The sequence below is a fragment of the Bacillus sp. 5RYD7K genome (assembly GCF_059831465.1).
Window position 1 is genome coordinate 3145745 of the sequence record NZ_CP191200.1, and the last position, 18727, is coordinate 3164471.

At 46.2% G+C, this 18727-nt stretch carries 17 protein-coding genes; all 17 read right to left on the bottom strand.

Translation table 11 applies throughout. The features are described from left to right. Window positions 1-37: 37 nt before the first annotated feature. Window positions 38-625: a dipicolinate synthase subunit B gene (gene dpaB, locus ACQE26_RS15395; protein ID WP_060962771.1), complete on the bottom strand. Its 588-nt coding sequence runs from the start codon at window positions 623-625 to the stop codon at window positions 38-40. Window positions 626-627: 2 nt separating this feature from the next. Then, window positions 628-1518, bottom strand: coding sequence for a dipicolinic acid synthetase subunit A (gene dpaA, locus ACQE26_RS15400; protein ID WP_016936081.1), 891 nt, complete (start codon window positions 1516-1518; stop codon window positions 628-630). Window positions 1519-1672: 154 nt separating this feature from the next. Continuing rightward, window positions 1673-1930, bottom strand: coding sequence for a YlmC/YmxH family sporulation protein (locus ACQE26_RS15405; RefSeq protein ID WP_003154176.1), 258 nt, complete (start codon window positions 1928-1930; stop codon window positions 1673-1675). 74 nt (window positions 1931-2004) lie between these two features. After that, window positions 2005-3240 carry a M16 family metallopeptidase gene (locus ACQE26_RS15410; protein WP_016936082.1) on the bottom strand — a complete coding sequence of 412 codons (1236 nt, stop codon included), beginning with the start codon at window positions 3238-3240 and terminating at the stop codon, window positions 2005-2007. Window positions 3241-3280: 40 nt separating this feature from the next. Beyond that, window positions 3281-4240, bottom strand: a complete 960-nt coding sequence (locus tag ACQE26_RS15415; protein ID WP_500470007.1) for a polysaccharide deacetylase family protein — start codon at window positions 4238-4240, stop codon at window positions 3281-3283. Window positions 4241-4351: 111 nt separating this feature from the next. Then, window positions 4352-6475 (bottom strand): polyribonucleotide nucleotidyltransferase, encoded by a 2124-nt coding sequence (gene pnp / locus ACQE26_RS15420; RefSeq protein ID WP_500470008.1) that lies wholly within the window; start codon window positions 6473-6475, stop codon window positions 4352-4354. Between the two features lie 174 nt (window positions 6476-6649). Continuing rightward, window positions 6650-6919, bottom strand: a complete 270-nt coding sequence (gene rpsO / locus ACQE26_RS15425) for a 30S ribosomal protein S15 (protein WP_003154182.1) — start codon at window positions 6917-6919, stop codon at window positions 6650-6652. Between the two features lie 165 nt (window positions 6920-7084). Further along, window positions 7085-8026 carry a bifunctional riboflavin kinase/FAD synthetase gene (gene ribF / locus ACQE26_RS15430; RefSeq protein WP_500470009.1) on the bottom strand — a complete coding sequence of 314 codons (942 nt, stop codon included), beginning with the start codon at window positions 8024-8026 and terminating at the stop codon, window positions 7085-7087. 19 nt (window positions 8027-8045) lie between these two features. After that, window positions 8046-8975, bottom strand: a complete 930-nt coding sequence (gene truB, locus ACQE26_RS15435; RefSeq protein ID WP_438421942.1) for a tRNA pseudouridine(55) synthase TruB — start codon at window positions 8973-8975, stop codon at window positions 8046-8048. 83 nt (window positions 8976-9058) lie between these two features. Next, window positions 9059-9412 carry a 30S ribosome-binding factor RbfA gene (gene rbfA / locus ACQE26_RS15440; protein ID WP_003154185.1) on the bottom strand — a complete coding sequence of 118 codons (354 nt, stop codon included), beginning with the start codon at window positions 9410-9412 and terminating at the stop codon, window positions 9059-9061. A 16-nt stretch (window positions 9413-9428) separates the two neighbouring features. Further along, window positions 9429-9707: a DUF503 domain-containing protein gene (locus ACQE26_RS15445; protein WP_016936087.1), complete on the bottom strand. Its 279-nt coding sequence runs from the start codon at window positions 9705-9707 to the stop codon at window positions 9429-9431. After that, on the bottom strand, window positions 9704-11857 hold the full coding sequence (infB, locus tag ACQE26_RS15450; RefSeq protein WP_047474957.1) for a translation initiation factor IF-2: 2154 nt from the start codon (window positions 11855-11857) through the stop codon (window positions 9704-9706). The genes ACQE26_RS15445 and infB overlap by 4 nt, the downstream gene beginning before the upstream one ends. A 19-nt stretch (window positions 11858-11876) precedes the next feature. Next, complete coding sequence (locus tag ACQE26_RS15455; protein ID WP_003154192.1) at window positions 11877-12179, bottom strand: YlxQ family RNA-binding protein; 303 nt, start codon at window positions 12177-12179, stop codon at window positions 11877-11879. A gap of 1 nt (window position 12180) precedes the next feature. Beyond that, window positions 12181-12456: an RNase P modulator RnpM gene (rnpM, locus tag ACQE26_RS15460; protein WP_003154193.1), complete on the bottom strand. Its 276-nt coding sequence runs from the start codon at window positions 12454-12456 to the stop codon at window positions 12181-12183. 13 nt (window positions 12457-12469) lie between these two features. Then, complete coding sequence (nusA, locus tag ACQE26_RS15465) at window positions 12470-13591, bottom strand: transcription termination factor NusA (RefSeq protein WP_047474959.1); 1122 nt, start codon at window positions 13589-13591, stop codon at window positions 12470-12472. Between the two features lie 39 nt (window positions 13592-13630). Beyond that, window positions 13631-14101, bottom strand: a complete 471-nt coding sequence (gene rimP / locus ACQE26_RS15470; RefSeq protein ID WP_016936090.1) for a ribosome maturation factor RimP — start codon at window positions 14099-14101, stop codon at window positions 13631-13633. 240 nt (window positions 14102-14341) lie between these two features. After that, window positions 14342-18655 carry a PolC-type DNA polymerase III gene (locus ACQE26_RS15475; RefSeq protein ID WP_500470010.1) on the bottom strand — a complete coding sequence of 1438 codons (4314 nt, stop codon included), beginning with the start codon at window positions 18653-18655 and terminating at the stop codon, window positions 14342-14344. Between the last annotated feature and the right edge of the window lie 72 nt (window positions 18656-18727).

Here is an 18727-nt window from a genome sequence, read left to right on the forward strand (position 1 = left end):
TTTATTCCGGAATGATTTTATGTGTCTTGATTTTTTATTACTGATGCTGTACAAGCACAGGCTGAACCTGCTGATGCAAAAGCGCTTTTTCTACCGTAATCGGAAGGAGATCCATTCTGGCGACAAGAGATGTCGGTTTTCTCACGTGGTCATCCTGGCCGAACGGGATGAAAAAGATGTTTTTTGCGGACATCAGCCTCATTAAATTCGTTCCGTTTAAACCGAGGCCGTCATTTGTCGAAATGCCGAGCACGACCGGGCGGCTGTTGCGGATCGTGGCTTTCGCAGCCATAAGGACGGGGCTGTCAGTCATCGCATTTGCGAGTTTGCTCATTGAGTTCCCGGTTAAGGGGGCGATGACCATGCAGTCGAGCGGAAGTTTCGGCCCGAGAGGCTCCGCTTTTACGATGGAATCAATTACCTCAAAACCTGTTGCTTCTTCAATTTTTCTGATCCAATCTCCCCCCTCTCCAAAGCGCGTATCGGTCGATTGGACGGTCGACGTCACAATCGGCCGGACTTCAGCCCCTTGACTGACAAGTGCTTCTATTTGCGGAAAAACCTCCTCATATGTGCAATGCGAGCCGGTTAATCCGAATCCGATTCTTTTCCCATTCAGAGACATGGCTAATTCCCCTCTTTCTTTAAGTCTGCCAAAAGCTTGCTCAATACGTTCGCAATAATCTGTCCGGCTGTTTTCGGAGCCACAATTCCCGGAAGCCCCGGAGCAAGCAGCGCTTTAATGCCCTGTTTTTCAGCATATTTGAAATCCGTTCCGCCCGGACGGGATGCTAAATCTAAAATCAAGGTCTTCGGCGTCATGCGCGATAAAACGCTTTGATTCAGAATCAGACTCGGTACGGTGTTAATACAAATATCAATATCATTTACATGATCAGTAAGTTCTTCAATTTGAAAAGGAGAAAGCCCCATTTCCGATATACGGGCCAAATGAGCCGAACTCCGCGCGCCCACTTTTACCTTCGCTCCCAACGCTGCAAACGTCCGGGCGATCGTCATACCGGTGCGCCCCATGCCGAGAACGGCGACATTTGACCCGTGAATGGTATAATCCGTATGCTGAATCGCCATCATGATTGTCCCTTCAACTGTGGGAATCGAGTTGAATATCGCGATGTCATCCCGCTCAAATAATTTAACAAGCTTGCGGCCGGCTTCGCTGGCGATGCCCTCAAGGTATGCATTAGAGATGCCTGAATAAATCACGCAATGCTCCGGTGTCTGCTCAAGATAGCTCTGCTTTAATACCACTTCTTCATTTGAAAAAACCGTTGAGACAATGCCTTCTCCGGTCGTTGCCGATACAGGCAGGATGATACTGTCTATTTTCGGAAATGGAATCTCATCAATTTTACATTTGACGGTTCCTGTAAAACCGTCATCCAATTGGTCAAATCCTGCAAGATAAATATCAGCATGCTGTTCTGTCAGCTTCCTTATAATCTCAAGCTGTCTTGCGTCACCGCCAATAATCGCAATTGTCAATCCGGTTAACATTTGAAACGTTCACCTTCTTTACAGTTACTGGATCTTTTAAGTGTCATCCTCCTCTTCATCGTATGTGCAAAGAGAAAGGGCGGTGAATGTACAGCGTCTTTTTCATAAAAAAAGCACCGGCTGTTTTAGCCGGTGCTTGCAAAAAATGAATAGTCTACTCTTCAGGAGGAGTGATCTCCCCGGGAACGTCTAAAATGATCATGTCTGACCCGATTTTTTGAATATGGTTCCAGGGGACACGTATGTCGTGGCCTTGTTTTCGCAATCCGAACCATTTTACCGTCGGGATCAACAGCGCGGTAATTTGCCCGTCCTGTTCATTAATTTCCAAATCAGTCTGGCCGAGCACGCCGAGCCGCTCCGCCCGTTTAATGTCTACAATTTCTTTACCTGACAGTTCACTGAGCCTCATGATAGCCACCCCCTTGTACTATATGATTCCGGGCAAAAAAAAATGCCTGCCCCTTAGAGAGGCAGACTTCCCGTTTAAGATGAAGCCGGCATATTTCCGGTCGGACTGATGAGCGATAATGCGTAATCATCCGTAAATAACCGGCGGCTGAGACCGTTGACGCTTTCCAGGCTGACTGCATTTAATTCAGCGATAATTTCATCCATCGTCTTATGCTTTCTGAGCAGAAGTTCGTTTTTCCCGTTCCGGCTCATTTTGCTGTTTGTGCTTTCTAAGCTGAGCATTAAACTTCCCTTCATTTGCTCTTTGCTGTTTTCCAGTTCTTTCGGGGTAATGCCGTCACGTTTTAACACCGATAACGTTTCTTGAATAGTTTCAGACAGAAGATCGAGCTGATTGGCGCCGGTGCCTCCGTAAATCGTCAGCATACCGCTGTCTTCATAAGAACTGTGATAGCTGTATACAGAATAAGCCAGTCCTTTATCTTCACGCACATCCTGGAAAAGACGGCTGCTCATGCTCCCGCCCAGCACGTTGTTTAAAACGATTAAATCGTAAACATCCGGATCTCCGACTTTCAGACCTTTGAAACCGAGGCAGAGGTGCGCTTGTTCCGTGTCTTTTTTTCTGGTGAGCTTTTCATAATGAAACTCAGGCTCGCTGATGCCGCTAGCTTTGCCCTTCGCTTCGTATGTACCGAACCATTTCTCCACGTCTTTAATGAATTGTTCCGTAACATTTCCGGCGACAGAAATGACGACGCGGTCCGGTGTGTAAAAGTCATCCATATGCTGTCTGAGAGAATCGCCGTTAAACGATGAAAGGGTTTCCTCCGTCCCGAGAATCGGGTAGCCGAGCGAATGATTGCCGTATGTCGCTTTGCTCAGCAGATCGTGGACAATGTCGTCCGGCGCGTCTTCGTACATTTTAATTTCTTCATATACGACGTTCTTTTCTTTTTTGAGTTCATCCTCGTCAAAAGCAGAATGAAAGAACATATCAGCCAGCACATCAAGTGCGTAGTTGGCATGCTCATCCAGCACTTTGGCGTAATAACACGTATATTCTTTTGAAGTGAAGGCATTCACTTGGCCGCCTATCCGATCGAAGGATTCTGCGATTTCGCGTGCTGATCTGGTATTTGTTCCTTTAAAAAACATATGCTCGAGAAAGTGCGAAATACCGTTTGTGTCCGGCGTTTCATGGCGTGACCCCGTTCCGATCCAGACACCGATTGCCACAGACCGCACCGTTGGATTATTTTCAAGCACAACTCTTACACCGTTTTGGCATGTATAGCGTTTTATCAAGTTTGTTCCTCCTATTCAAAGACAGGCAAACTGCCGCCTGCTACTTCATCAGCCTGTTTTCATCCATTAAGTCAGACACCGAGCCGAGCGCATAGCCTTTTTCTTTGATTTTTGTAATCAGCGTTTCCAGGCTTTTCGCAGTCGGATCAGTCGGATGCATTAAAATCATGGCTCCGTTATGTATTTTGCTCAACACCCTTGTTTGTAAAACAGCCGGAGACGGTTTTTGCCAGTCTATGGTGTCAACGGTCCACATGATGGTACCCATTCCTTTTTCCGCCGCAAGGTCGACCACAGCTTTTCTGAAGCTGCCGCTTGGCGGCGCAAACCATTTCGGCTTCATGCCGAGCGTCTCGCTGATTTGTGCATTGGTTTTGTCAAGCTGTTCGGAAATGCTTCCTGAAGTCAGTTTGCTCATATCAGGGTGATTGTATGAATGATTTCCGATTTCATGTCCGTCTGCCGCTATTTTTTTCCCAAGTTCCTGATTGTTTTTCAGCCATTTCCCTTCAAGAAAGAAAGTTGCTTTGACCTGATGCTGTTTCAGAATAGGCAGCATTTGCTCCACGTATTCATTTCCCCAGGCTACATTGATCAGGAAAGCGACCATCGGTTTATCGGGATTTCCTTTATAAATGGGTTCGGGCGCAAGAGAATCGAGATGGACTTTCGGTTTTACCTGCTCATAGACAAGATCATCTTCATGAAATTCTCCGTCCTTTTTCATTTGTTTATAGGATTTTTCCACATTGACCTTTAAACCGTTATATCCCGGTATACTCTTCCATATTTTATCAATCCTCGCATCTTGCGGCTTCACTTCATACTCCGGCGCTTTTTGCACCAATTCCTCATAAAGCGGATCTTTTGATGCTGACACAGTCACTGCGTCTTTTTTCATTGCGTCTATGTAATCAACTGTATACGGGTTTTTTATCATTTCAAACGAAACAAAAAAAAGAAATAAAAAAACGGCAAACGGCACGAATTTTTTCAACATGTCCTTCCCCCCTCATCACACATTATGTATGAAGAGGACAAGGTAGAACCCGCTGTTGTCTTTCTCAAAATAAAGAAGCCGGGTCTCCCAGGCTCCTTGTTAGGTTTTCATTTAAGATTGTTGTTGTTCCTGCTCTTTTTCTTTCTCTTCGCGCAGCACTGCTTTACGCGACAGGTTGACACGTCCCTGTTTGTCAATTTCCGTTACCTTCACAAGGATTTCGTCACCGATTTTCACAACATCCTCAACCTTGCCGACCCGTTCGAGCGCAAGTTCAGAGATGTGAACGAGACCGTCTTTTCCGCTGAAGATTTCAACGAAAGCGCCGAATTTCTCAATCCGTTTGACTTTACCGAGGTAAAGCTGGCCGACTTCGACTTCTCTGACAAGATCTTCGATGATTTTTTTTGCTTTTTGGTTGCCGCTTTCATCAGTAGAAGAAATAAAGATGGTGCCGTCTTGTTCAATGTCAATTTTAACACCGGTATCTTCAATGATTTTGTTGATTTGTTTGCCGCTTGGCCCGATAACGTCACGGATTTTATCCGGATTGATTGTCATCGTTAAAATTTTCGGTGCATATTGAGAAAGTTCTTTTCTTGATTCACCAAGCGTGCTGAGCATGCTGTTCAGGATTTCCATTCTTCCTTTTTTCGCCTGCTGAAGCGCTTCTTCAAGGATTTCTCTTGAAAGGCCTTCGATTTTAATGTCCATTTGCAGCGCTGTTACGCCTTTTTCCGTACCGGCTACTTTAAAGTCCATGTCACCGAGGGCATCTTCCATTCCTTGAATATCCGTTAATACTGTGTAGTACTCGCCTGATTTCACAAGTCCCATCGCGATACCTGCAACAGGCGCTTTAATCGGAACACCGGCGTCCATCATGGCAAGCGTGCTCGCGCAAATGCTGGCCTGTGAAGTGGAACCGTTTGATTCAAGCACTTCGGATACGAGGCGAACCGTATACGGGAAGTCTTTTTCATTCGGAATGACCGGCTCAAGCGCACGCTCTCCAAGAGCCCCGTGACCGATCTCACGGCGTCCCGGTCCGCGCATCGGGCCTGTCTCCCCTACGCTGAATTGCGGGAAGTTATAATGATGCATAAACCGTTTTGACTCTTCCACGCCTAAACCGTCAAGAATCTGAACGTCGCCAAGAGCGCCTAATGTACATACGCTGAGCGCCTGGGTCTGTCCTCTCGTAAACAGCCCTGAGCCATGCGTTCTCGGCAGAAGGCCGACTTCTGAAGAAAGCGGGCGGATTTGATCGACGCCGCGGCCGTCAGGACGGACTTTTTCTTCTGTGATCAAACGGCGCACTTCGTTTTTCACAAGTTTAGACAGTGTCTGTTTCACTTTTTTGATCGTATCTTCATCGTGCTCTTCTTCTTCAAATTTCGCGACGACTGTATCTTTCACTTTACTGATCGCATCTTCGCGTGCATGCTTTTCATGAACTTGAATGGCGCTGAGCAGATCCGGCTCCGCAAGACTTTTTACTTTTTCGCTGAGCTCTGCGTCAATTTCATACAGTGCGATTTCCGTTTTTTCTTTGCCGACTGCCGCAACAATTTCTTCTTGGAAAGCGATCAGGCGCTTAATTTCTTCGTGGCCGAACATAATCGCTTCAAGCATGATTTCCTCAGGAACTTCATCCGCTCCCGCTTCCACCATGTTGATGGCGTCTTTTGTACCTGCGACGATAAGGTTAATATCACTTTTTTCAAGCTGGTCAACCGTCGGATTGATGATGAACTCCCCGTCAATGCGGCCTACCGTCACACCCGCAATCGGGCCTTCAAACGGAATATCGGAAACGCAAAGAGCGAGTGATGAACCGAACATTGCAGCCATTTCAGATGAGCAGTTTTGATCAACACTCATGACAATGCTGATGACCTGTACTTCGTTACGGAATCCGTCTGCGAAAAGCGGGCGGATCGGGCGGTCAATCAGACGGCTGGCTAAAACGGCCTTTTCACTCGGACGGCCTTCTCTTTTAATAAAGCCGCCCGGAATTTTACCGACTGCGTATAATCTTTCTTCATAATTAACGGTAAGCGGGAAAAAATCTAGCGGTTTCGGTTCTTTTGATGCGGTTGCTGTGCTGAGCACTGCGGTATCGCCGTAGCGGACCATAACAGCGCCGTTTGCCTGTTTGGCAAGCTGGCCGGTTTCTACTGTAAGCTGTCTGCCGGCCCAATCTATGGTAAAGACATGTTTCTCTTGTCCCATTCGATTACGAGCTCCTCTCTTAATGTGTGAAATAATCAATTACTCCTATTATGAACGAAATGAATTGAACATATCAATGTCAAAGTAGTATGTAAAAGGATTTCATTGTTTTTTTATTATTATTTTTTTCGCTTTAATACGATAAAAAAGCGGGAATCCTCCCGCTTTTTACGATTATCGACGTAAGCCTAGTTTGTTAATTAACTCACGGTAACGAGTTACGTCTTTATTACGCAGATACGTAAGAAGATTACGACGTTTACCTACCATTTTAAGAAGACCGCGACGTGAGTGGTGATCTTTCTTGTGAGTACGTAAATGCTCGTTCAAGTTGTTAATTGAGTCTGTTAGGATAGCGATCTGAACTTCTGGAGATCCAGTATCAGATTCGTGTGTTTTGAACTCACTGATGAGTTGATTTTTACGCTCTTGAGTAATTGCCATCCTGTTTCACCTCCATATCATAATTAGCCCCAGTTACCTAGCAACCGTCGGTGACTTCGGATTGCCAAGCAATGGTTTTAAGACTACGAAACATATGATACTAAAAATCGCGCCCATATGCAAATCTTTTAGAATAAAATTTGTGTACTTTTGATGTTTTTTCCGTTATTTGCTGAAAAAACGGATCGCTTCTTGTTTGTCTTTCTCAATCTGAGCCGTCAATTCGTCGATGCCGTTAAACTTCCGTTCGCTCCGGATGCGTTTATACCACTCGATTTTAACGTCTTCTCCGTATACATCCTGTTGAAAATCAAATAAATGAACTTCAATTGACGGCTGATCGGGACGCTTTTCATAAAAGGTCGGTTTGTAGCCGATATTGCAGACACCTTCATACACCCTGCCTTTTATTTCGGCCTTCACGGCATACACGCCTGTCGGCGGCACGATATAACTGTTGTGCAGACCGATATTCGCCGTCGGAAAGCCGATGGTGCGGCCTCTTTTGTCTCCGTGGATCACAGTGCCCCTGATAAAATACGGCTGGCCGAGGAGCGTGTGCGCCAGCTCAACGTCTCCATCCTGCAGCGCTGACCGGATATAAGTGGAGCTGATCTTTCTGTCCTGCTCGGTCTGTTTTTCGACAGTCGTGCATTCGGCCTTGCCTTCTAAATCGTCCGGCAGCGTAGCCATCGTGCCTTTTCCGTATTTTCCGTACGTAAAATCAAAGCCTCCCACCGCGTGCCGGGCGTTCAATCCTAAAATATACTCCTCGGCAAACTGTTTTGGAGAAAGAGCCGCAAACGATTCATCAAACTTTACGATATACAGCACATCAGCGCCTAAACGGCTGATCTGGCTGATTTTATCTTCAAGCGGCGTAATCAGATCCTTTGGCTCTTTATCCCTGCCCAGAACATGGGAGGGGTGCGGATGAAACGTCATGACGGCAAGCGACAGGTTTTTTTCTTCGGCAATTTGTCTGGCTGTTCCGATTACTTTCCGGTGTCCCAAATGAACGCCGTCAAAGTAGCCGAGGGCCATGACAGACGCCGGCTGCTCTTCTTTTTGTAAATGATGCGGATGAGAAATATGTATCGTCTTCACAGAACGGTCACCTTTTTTCTTATTGTTCGCTTTTTTGCATCAGCACTTTAGCCGGTTTCAGCAGTCCGTGTTTTGAAGGGTGCGGCATATAAATGGCCACACATTCTCCGGCTTCAGTACAGACAGCTATACGGGCGTCAGCTGTCATTGCAGAAAATTCCGCCGGTATGTCAAACACTGACCCGTTTTCAGCTTTCTTAGCTAATGTATCACTTATGACCCATTTCGGCAAATGATTGAGCGCTCTTTCGATAGGCACCGCATGCTCTGCAACCGTGCCGGCTGAAACCTGCTGCTCAAGCTCCTCAAATGTAAAACACTCATCCAGGCTGAAATCGCCGGAAGCGGTGCGGATGAGGTGGGACATATGAGCGGGATAGCCAAGCTTTTCACCGATTGTCACCGCCAATGTTCTGACGTAAGTGCCTTTTGAGCACGTGACTGTGAAACGGAATGACGCTGTATCATCCTTATAAGTGACAGGTGAAGTAAGCGCGATATCCTCAATTGTGATATTCCGCTTCGGCCGCTCCACTTCAATACCGGCTCTGGCATATTCGTAGAGCTTTTTCCCATTGATCTTGACCGCGGAATACATCGGAGGCACTTGTTCCTGCGGCCCCTTCAATTCGTCTAAAATGGCTTTGATATCCGCTTCTTTTATCGGCTCCTTGACAGGTTTTACGCTGACGGTTTCCCCCGTCTGGTCTTCAGTCGATGTGGAGAAGCCGAGAGTGATCTCAGCATCGTACGTTTTTGATTTGTCGGTGACGTACTCAACAATCTTTGTGGCCCGTCCGACACAGATCGGCAGTACGCCTGACACTTCCGGATCAAGTGTTCCCGTATGCCCGACTTTCTTTGTTTTTAACAGTTTTCTTATTTTCATTACACAGTCGTGAGAAGTCATGCCGACCGGTTTATGTAAAAGGAGAACTCCGTTAACCATCTGTCTTTCGCTCCTTTGTTATCATTGTATCCCTGTAAAACGCAGAAAAGAGGACAGACGACAACGCCCATCCTCTTTTCCCGTTATTCAGACGGTTTATCTGAATGCAGTTCGTGAATCAGTGTTTCAATACGGTTGCCGTATTCAATTGATTCATCAAATTCAAATTCAAGCTCTGGCGTTTTGCGGAGTCTGATTCGGCTGCCGATTTCAGAACGGATAAATCCCTTCGCTTTCTCAAGCCCTTTCAGCGCCTCCTCTTTCTTTTTCTCTCCGCCGAGAACGGAGATATACACCTTCGCTATTTGCAAATCACCTGAAACACGTACGTCTGTTACAGTCAGAAATCCGATTCTCGGATCTTTCAGCTTTCGGCTGATAATATCTCCGAGCTCTTTTTTCATCTGTTCGCCGACACGGTTTGCTCTCATACTCAATTCAATCACCTCTAAGTTAAAACCACTCTGTTCTAGTGATCGTCCGTTCTATTTCGGGAAAGGAGTCAATAAACGCGAGTACGCGCTGAATCTCCTTTTCCGCCTGAACGTGAGAGGAAGAGACGACGGCGATTCCGAAGCTGGTCCTCTGCCAAGTGTCCTGATAGCCGATTTCTGCGGCCGACACGTTGAACTTATTCCGGACCCTCGTTATAATCCGCTTCAGAACGGCGCGTTTCTCCTTTAATGATCCCGCATCGTAAATGATGCATTCACATTCCGCAAATCCGATCACTTTCTTTCGATTTCCTGCATGACATACGCTTCAAGGATATCACCTTCGCGAATGTCATTGTATTTCTTAATTGTAATACCACATTCATATCCTTGTGAAACTTCTTTCACATCATCTTTGAAGCGTTTCAGAACGTCTACTTCCCCTTCGAAGATGACAACGCCGTCACGGATCAAGCGGAGTCCGCTGTCACGTGTAATGTGGCCGTCTGTTACATATCCGCCGGCAATCGTGCCGATTTTCGACACTTTGAATGTTTGGCGCACTTCAACCTGGCCGATGACTTTTTCTTCGTATTCAGGATCAAGCATTCCTTTCATCGCCGCTTCAATTTCTTCGATGACTTTGTAAATGATACGGTGAAGGCGGATATCTACATTTTCTGCTTCAGCCGTGCTCTTAGCATTTCCGTCTGGACGCACATTAAACCCGATAACGATTGCATTTGAAGCAGATGCGAGAATGATGTCTGATTCCGTAATCGCACCGACGCCTGTGTGAATGATTTTCACTTTTACGCCTTCTACTTCAATTTTTTGAAGAGCAGCCGTTAACGCTTCTGCAGAACCTTGAACGTCCGCTTTTACGATTAAGTTGATGTCTTTGACATCGCCTTGTTTAATTTGTTCAAACAGATCATCGAGGCTCAGCTTCGCTTTGTCGCTGCGCTGTTCGTCCAATTGTTTGGAAGCGCGCGCTTCACCGACAGAACGGGCTGTTTTTTCGTCTTTAAAGACGAGGAATTGATCGCCAGCCTGCGGTACGTCGTTTAAGCCCGTGATCTCTACAGGTGTGGACGGTCCGGCTGTTTTCACGCGGCGGCCGAGATCATTGACCATGGCCCGCACGCGGCCGAATGTGTTTCCAACAACGATCGGATCTCCGACATGCAATGTTCCCGTTTGAACGAGAAGTGTCGCGACAGATCCTCTTCCTTTATCGAGCTCAGCTTCAATAACCGTTCCTTTTGCCTGACGGTTCGGATTGGCTTTCAGCTCTTCCACTTCACTGACAAGCAGAATCATTTCGACAAGCTCGTCAATTCCCTTGCCTGTAAGCGCGGACAGAGGAACGAAAATCGTTTCTCCTCCCCATGCTTCAGGAACGAGTCCGTATTCGGTCAGCTCCTGCATGACACGGTCAGGGTTCGCGCTCTCTTTATCCACTTTATTCACGGCAACGATAATCGGAACCTCAGCCGCTTTCGCATGGTTGATGGCTTCGACTGTTTGCGGCATAACACCGTCATCAGCCGCTACGACTAAAATGGTAATATCGGTTACTTCCGCTCCGCGCGCGCGCATCGTTGTGAACGCCGCGTGTCCCGGTGTATCCAAGAACGTGATTTTTTTGCCGTTTTCTTCGATCTGGTAAGCCCCGATATGCTGGGTGATTCCGCCCGCTTCTCCTTCAACAACCTTTGTTTTTCTGATGCTGTCAAGAAGGGTCGTTTTCCCGTGGTCAACGTGGCCCATGATCGTCACGACAGGCGGACGGATTTGAAGATCTTCTTCTTTGTCAGCCTCTTCATACTTTTCAAGCTCAGTTTCTTCAAGCACAATCACTTCTTCTGTTTCCACACCGTATTCAGATGCGATCAGTTCGATTGTGTCTTTGTCAAGCTCCTGGTTAATCGTAGCCATTACGCCCAGAAGCATCAGTTTTTTAATGAGTTCAGACGGCTCTTTGCCAAGTTCCTCGGCTAAAGCTCCGACTGTTAAAGAGCCGGAAAACGTAATTTTCTCAGGAAGCTCTTTTTTCGGCTTCAGCGGTTTTTGCTGATACTGATTTTTGTTGTTATGATTGCGTTTGTTTTTGTTTTTGTTGTTGTTGTTATTCTTCTTGTTTTTGTTAAATTGATTATTCTGCACGTCATTCTTCTTTCCGTCTCGAATTTTGTTTGGTTGATTCCCAGCAGGCTGCTGATTAACCCCTTGCGGCTGCTTGTTTTTGTTCGTTTCCGCAGGCTTTTGAGATTTAACGCCGGCGCCGCCTTTTTTAAATTTCGCATCAAGCTGCTTAATGGTCTTTTCTTCAAGCGTTGCCATATGGTTATTTACTACTATATCCATGTTTTTCAGCGCAGTCAAAATTTCCTTACTTGAAACATTGATGGCTTTTGCATATTCGTATACTCTCATTTTAGCCATTCGTTCACCCCCAAAAATATTAATCGAGCAAGCTGATCAGCTTATTCGCAAAACCTTGGTCAGTGACGGCGACAACGACACGTGATTCCTTGCCGATAGAGCGGCCGAGATCCGCGCGGCTTTCGACTTTTTTATAAGGTACTTTATAATAATTGCATTTATCGGATACTTTTTTTGCAGTATTCGCAGATGCATCTTCTGTCAGCAGAACAAGTTTTGCACGCGCATTTCTAATTTCTTTTATAACCAAGTCCTCGCCTGACACGACCTTACGAGCTCGATTGGCCAGACCCAGCAAGGGAAACCATTCCATTCCAGACATGTTATTTTTTCACCTTTTCCGCCAGTTCCAGCAATTCTTCGAAAATCTGGTCATCGATTTGTGATTGAAATTGATTTTGCAATGTGTTTTTCTTTTTCGCAGCTAAGATGCATTCTTTCTCAAGGGTGATATAGGCACCCCGCCCGTTCTTCTTGCCTGTCGGATCGACTGAAATCTCTCCTTCTTTTGAACGGACAATTCGGATCAGTTCCTTTTTAGGCTTCATTTCCCCCGTTACCACACATTTACGCAGAGGAATTTTTTTTCGTTTATTCACCTAAAGTCACCTCTTATTCATCCGATTCGGCTGTTTCAGGCTCCATAAAGAGCGGCTCTAAATCGTCATCTTCTTCATGCTCTCTCGGATAGATGCCAAGTTCTCTTGCATCCGTTTCACTTTTGATATCAATTTTCCAGCCTGTCAGTTTCGCAGCTAAGCGGGCGTTTTGCCCTCTTTTTCCGATCGCCAGAGAAAGCTGGTAATCAGGAACAACGACAGTCGTGGCTTTTTCTTCTTCGTTGACGATGACATCCAGCACTTTAGATGGGCTGAGCGCATTGGCAACAAATTCAACCGGATCATCAGACCAGTTGACGATATCAATTTTTTCGCCTTTCAGTTCATTGACGATCGCCTGCACGCGCTGGCCTTTAGGACCGACGCATGAACCGACGGGATCAACGTCAGCATCATCAGTGCGGACAGAGATTTTAGATCGGTCGCCCGCTTCTCTGGCAACGGATTTCAGCTCGACCGTTCCGTCATAAATTTCCGGAACTTCGATTTCAAAAAGACGCTTCAACAGACCGGGATGCGTTCTTGATACATAGATCTGCGGCCCTTTTGTCGTTTTTTCGACTTTTGTGATAAATACTTTAATCCGATCGTGAGGTTTATAGCTCTCATTCGGCATTTGTTCATTAACGGGCAGCAGCGCTTCAATCTTGCCGAGAGACACGTAAATAAATTTGCTGTCTAAGCGCTGAACAATTCCCGTCATGATGTCTTCTTCACGATCGATAAATTCTGAGTAAATCACGCCGCGCTCAGCCTCACGGACACGCTGCGTCACAACTTGTTTCGCCGTCTGCGCGGCAATGCGGCCGAAGTCTTTCGGCGTTACTTCTATTTCAACGACATCTCCGACAAGATAGTTCGGATGGATGTGCTGGGCGTCGTCAAGCGAGATTTCAAGCCTTGAATCGTATACCTCGTCTACGACATCTTTTCTTGCGAACACGCGGATGGTGCCCGTTTCACGGTTCAGATCAACCCGTACGTTTTGCGCCTGGTTAAAATTTCGCTTATACGCAGAAATTAAGGCAGCTTCAATTGCTTCGATGATAATGTCTTTACTGATGCCTTTTTCTTTTTCAAGAATCGTGAGGGCATCTAATAGTTCACTGCTCATGTTAGCGGTCTCCCCCCTTAAACACTAATACTTCATACATTAAAATGTTACAGCTAATCTTGCGTTAGCTATTTTTTCATACGGAATATTGACCCGTTTCTTTCTTGTTTTAATCGTCATCTCTATTGTAGCAGTTTGTCCATCAAATTCAGCCAATTTGCCTTCAAACACTTTTAAACCGTCAATCGGTTCGTACGTTTTCATGTACACATTTTTACCCAGTGATTTTTCGAAGTCGGCTTTTTTCTTTAATGGACGCTCGGCTCCAGGAGAAGATACTTCAAGAAAGTAGTTCTGAGTGATCGGATCGGCCTCATCCAGCTTTTCGCTTAACGCTTCGCTGACTTTGGCGCACTCCTCAATATCAACACCGTTATCGGAATCAATAAACACGCGAAGGAACCAGTTTTGACCCTCTTTGACAAATTCAATGTCTACGAGTTCAAGCTGAAGGTCATCCAGTATGGGCTGAGCCATTCCTTGAACGGTATCAGTCACTTTTTTGCTCATGTTTTTCCTCCTTGTGCTGTCGATATCATATCAGCCGTTCCTCTGCATAAAAACCCTGCTTCTAAAGAGCAGGGGCTTTGAGAAAACGATGGACATGTCGAGGCAAAATTGCCTGTTCAATACAAAAGAGCGGGTTTCCCCACTCTTTGCCTCGGTAATCGTTAGCATTTCCAATAAAACTATACCATAACCATATATTTAATGCAAATCAAACTCCGCTCAGACGGCTGTGCTCAAAGCTTAAAACAGAGACAGCTGATTTTGATCCGGGAGCGACTCCAGACAGCCGTGGCGGTCTAAATACTCTAAAATGGTTTTTGACACTTTTCCGCGTTTTTGAAGGTCCTCTTTTGAAAGGAACTCTCCTTCTTCCCGCGCTTTTACAATATTAAGAGCGGCATTGGTTCCAAGCCCCGGAATCGAGTTGAACGGCGGAATCAGACTGTTGCCGTCAATGATAAATTCCGAAGCGCTTGAACGGTATAGATCGACCTTCTGGAAAGAATAGCCGCGTTCACACATTTCAAGCGCAAGCTCTAATACGGTCAGGAGGTTTTTTTCCTTCGGCGAAGCATCAAGCCCTTTAGAGCTGATATCATCCATCACCGCTCTGATGGCGGTCGAGCCTTTAATCATCGTATCAATGTCAAAGTCATCTGCGCGCACGGTAAAATACGCAGCATAATATAAAAGCGCGTGATGCACTTTAAAGTATGCAATCCGGACCGCCATTAACACGTATGCGGCGGCGTGGGCTTTCGGGAACATGTATTTGATTTTTTTGCATGAATCAATATACCAGTTCGGCACATTGTTCTTTTTCATTTCTTCTTCCCATTCCGGCGTCAGGCCTTTGCCTTTACGGACAAATTCCATGATCTTAAAGGCCAGTGAAGGCTCAAGGCCCTGATAAATCAAGTAAACCATAATGTCATCACGGCAGCCGATCACTTCGCTCAGTTCACACGTATTGTTGTGTATCAGTTCCTGCGCATTGCCGAGCCATACGTCCGTTCCGTGGGAAAGCCCGGAAATCTGGACAAGCTCAGAGAACGTCGTCGGCTTTGTATCCTCAAGCATCTGCCGCACAAATCGCGTCCCGAATTCAGGAATGCCGAGCGTCCCCGTTTTACAGCCGATCTGTTCTTCAGTGACGCCGAGCGATTCTGTGCCTTGGAAAATCTTCATGACTTCCGGATCATCTGTCGGAATCGTCTTCGGATCAATTCCGCTTAAATCCTGAAGCATCCGGATGACTGTCGGATCATCGTGCCCCAATATATCAAGCTTCAGCAGGTTGTCATGAATGGAGTGGAAGTCAAAGTGAGTCGTTTTCCATTCAGACCCCGTCGCATCAGCGGGGAATTGAATCGGTGAAAAATCGTAAATATCCATGTAATCCGGCACAACGATAATGCCCCCAGGGTGCTGGCCGGTCGTTCTCTTAACGCCGGTGCATCCCTGTACAAGGCGGTCGATTTCCGCGCCGCGCATATGAAGGTTGTGGTCACCCGCATAGCCTTTCACATATCCGTAAGCCGTCTTTTCCGCAACGGTGCCGATCGTTCCCGCGCGATAAACATTATCTTCCCCGAACAGCACTTTCGTGTAGTTATGGGCATGCGGCTGATATTCACCTGAGAAGTTCAAATCGATATCGGGTACTTTGTCACCTTTAAAGCCTAAGAACGTTTCAAACGGAATATCATGTCCGTCCTTTTTCAAAGGAGTGCCGCAAGACGGGCAGCTTTTATCCGGAAGGTCAAAACCGGAACCGACTGATCCGTCATTAAAGAATTCGGAATACCGGCAGCTCGGGCATACATAATGCGGAGCGAGCGGGTTCACTTCAGTAATTTCCGTTAAGGTCGCCACAAGTGATGAACCGACGGACCCACGGGAGCCGACGAGATAGCCGTCATCCAAAGACCGTTTGACAAGCTTATGTGAAATGAGATAAATAACGGCGAATCCGTGGCCGATGATGCTTTTTAATTCTTTTTCTATTCTCGCTTCAACAATTTCGGGAAGCTCCTCACCGTAAATGCTTCTCGCGCGCTGATAGCTCATTTCACGGATTTCTTCATCAGCACCATCAATTTTCGGCGTGTACAGATCGTCTTTAATCGGCTTGATCTCTTCGATCATCGAAGCGACTTTCTGCGTATTGTCAACCACGATTTCTTTCGCTTTTTCCGCACCCAGAAAAGAGAAAGCCTCCAGCATTTCATCTGTCGTTCTGAAGTGCACTTTTGGCAGTTCGTGCCTGTTCAACGGGTTGGCGCCGCCTTGGGAAGAAATTAATATTTTCCGGTAAATTTTATCCTCATCGTTTAAATAGTGGACATTTCCCGTGGCAACGACCGGCTTATTCAATTTTTCCCCGAGCTTCGTAATGTTGGCGATGATTTCTTTCAGCGCTTTTTCATCCCGGACGAGCTCAAGCTGCAGCAGGTGTCTGTATACTTCCGGCGGCTGCACTTCAAGATAGTCATAGAATGATGCGATATCTTCAACCTCTTCAGGTGATTTTTGCATCATGCCTTCAAAAACCTCTCCCCTGTCACAGGCAGAGCCGATTAACAGGCCTTCTCTGTATTTATTAAGCTGTGACCTCGGAATGCGCGGCACTCTGTAGAAATATTGAATATGAGAAATCGACACGAGCTTAAACAGATTTTTCAGGCCGGTCTCATTTACGGCAAGCAATGTTGCGTGATAAGGTCTCGATCTTTGGTAAGCATTGGATTGTCCCATATTCTCATTCAGCTGATCATGATAAAAAATATCTTTTTCAGCCGCGTCTTTGAGCATTTTCAACAGCAGGTATCCCGTTGCTTCAGCGTCAAAGACCGCACGGTGATGCTGGGTTAATTCAATATCAAACTTTTTACATAACGTATTTAAGCGGTGATTTTTAAATTCAGGATACAGGAAACGCGCGAGTTCCAGCGTATCAATGACCGGATTTTTCGCTTTTTCCGTTTTCAGAAGGCGCTTGTACGCTACATTTAAAAATCCCATATCAAAGCTGGCGTTATGAGCCACAAGCACATCATCGCCGATCCATTCTTTAAAATCCCGGACGACGTCAACGACATCGGGAGCGTCGCGGACCATGTCATCCGTAATCCCGGTAAGCTCTATCGTCGTTGCTGACAGCGGATGATGCGGATTGGCGAACGCTTCGAATTTATCAATGATTTCTCCGCCTCTTATTTTGACTGCGGCAAGCTCAATGATCGTGTCATACACCGCGGACAGACCTGTCGTTTCAACGTCAAAGACGACATATGTGTCCTCTTCAAGAAGACGGTGAGCGGGATTGTATGCGATCGGAACGCCGTCATCTACGATATTGGCTTCCATTCCGTAAATCATTTTAATGCCGTGTTTTTTCGCGGCGGAATAGGCATCCGGGAAGGACTGCACAACGGCATGATCAGTTAAGGCAATCGCTTCATGCCCCCATTTTTTCGCCTGTTCGACAAGCTTTCCGATTCCCGTTACAGCATCCATTTGACTCATCGGGGAATGCAGATGAAGCTCTACCCGCTTTTCGCCTTCACGAGCGGTGTCTTCACGGGTTTCGGCTTTTATTTCATTCACGTCATTTGCAATCATGACGAGGTCTCTGACGAATGTATCGTTTTGGATGCTTCCCCGCGCTTTCACCCACATACCCTTTTTCAGTGTTTTCATCAGGGCGGCGTCTTCTTTTTCTCTTGCAAACATTTTTACTAAAATACTGTTTGTATAGTCCGTGATTTTGAAAATGCAGAGCGTGCGTCCGCTTTTCAGCTCGCGTGTTTCAGCATCAAACACATAGCCCTGCACCGTAATTCTTCTTTCTTCATCCATGATGCTGTCAAGCGTCCGGATTTCTTCGTTCTCTTTAATTTGATAGCCGATGACAAGCGGGCCGGACGGCGCTTGATCCTCATCGCCCTCTTTTTCCTTCTTCTCCATTTCGATAAGCGCCTGCATCGCCCGTTCCTGATCTTCAGCAAGCTTTTGCTCGCGGAATTTCTGGACTTCTTGGTCAGACACGAAAGTTTCGGTATCCAGCTGCAGTTCCGGAAAACCGAATTGGCGATAGCTGTGCTGAATCAGAGCGCTGTATTTATTTTTGAGCGCCGATGCTTCTGTATCTGTTTTTGTTTTCACGATCAGCTTGTTTCCCTTGAGCTTCGGTTTCTGCTGATTCAAAAGTGCCACCATCGGCGGCGAGGTTCCTTCAAGCTCTTCGATACAGCGTGTCCAATAATCCTGTACAAGCTCCTCTGACACTCTAGGATCAATGACTTGAATGGACGACGTGACCCGAGCAATGTGAGCAAACGATTGTGTTAACCTCATCATGAATGAGTCATATATTTGATACGGCAAAAGAGCCTTAAAGCGAAATTGAAAATGCCAGGCCTTTTCTGCTTTATGGATTGTCAGTTTATCAATCTCTCCGTCTTCAAAGTATGTCATGAAGGTATCATCTGTCATATTAAGCTGCTGAAGAAGAATCTGAAACTGTCTTCTGTTTACTGATAACTGTTCCATTCAGACAGTATCCCTCCCTTAAAACATCATAAGTGAAGGTACCTCCGCAGGTGATGAGGTACCTTCTTTTTT

Excerpts from the sequence above, each read along its gene's own strand:
- ACQE26_RS15475 (WP_500470010.1), bottom strand. The coding sequence starts at position 18,655 with ATGGAACAGTTATCAGTAAACAGAAGACAGTTTCAGATTCTTCTTCAG.
- rpsO (WP_003154182.1), bottom strand. The coding sequence starts at position 6,919 with ATGGCAATTACTCAAGAGCGTAAAAATCAACTCATCAGTGAGTTCAAA.
- dpaB (WP_060962771.1), bottom strand. The coding sequence starts at position 625 with ATGTCTCTGAATGGGAAAAGAATCGGATTCGGATTAACCGGCTCGCAT.
- ACQE26_RS15415 (WP_500470007.1), bottom strand. The coding sequence starts at position 4,240 with ATGTTGAAAAAATTCGTGCCGTTTGCCGTTTTTTTATTTCTTTTTTTT.
- truB (WP_438421942.1), bottom strand. The coding sequence starts at position 8,975 with ATGGTTAACGGAGTTCTCCTTTTACATAAACCGGTCGGCATGACTTCT.
- ACQE26_RS15455 (WP_003154192.1), bottom strand. The coding sequence starts at position 12,179 with ATGTCTGGAATGGAATGGTTTCCCTTGCTGGGTCTGGCCAATCGAGCT.
- dpaA (WP_016936081.1), bottom strand. The coding sequence starts at position 1,518 with ATGTTAACCGGATTGACAATTGCGATTATTGGCGGTGACGCAAGACAG.
- pnp (WP_500470008.1), bottom strand. The coding sequence starts at position 6,475 with ATGGGACAAGAGAAACATGTCTTTACCATAGATTGGGCCGGCAGACAG.
- rimP (WP_016936090.1), bottom strand. The coding sequence starts at position 14,101 with ATGAGCAAAAAAGTGACTGATACCGTTCAAGGAATGGCTCAGCCCATA.
- nusA (WP_047474959.1), bottom strand. The coding sequence starts at position 13,591 with ATGAGCAGTGAACTATTAGATGCCCTCACGATTCTTGAAAAAGAAAAA.
- ACQE26_RS15405 (WP_003154176.1), bottom strand. The coding sequence starts at position 1,930 with ATGAGGCTCAGTGAACTGTCAGGTAAAGAAATTGTAGACATTAAACGG.
- infB (WP_047474957.1), bottom strand. The coding sequence starts at position 11,857 with ATGGCTAAAATGAGAGTATACGAATATGCAAAAGCCATCAATGTTTCA.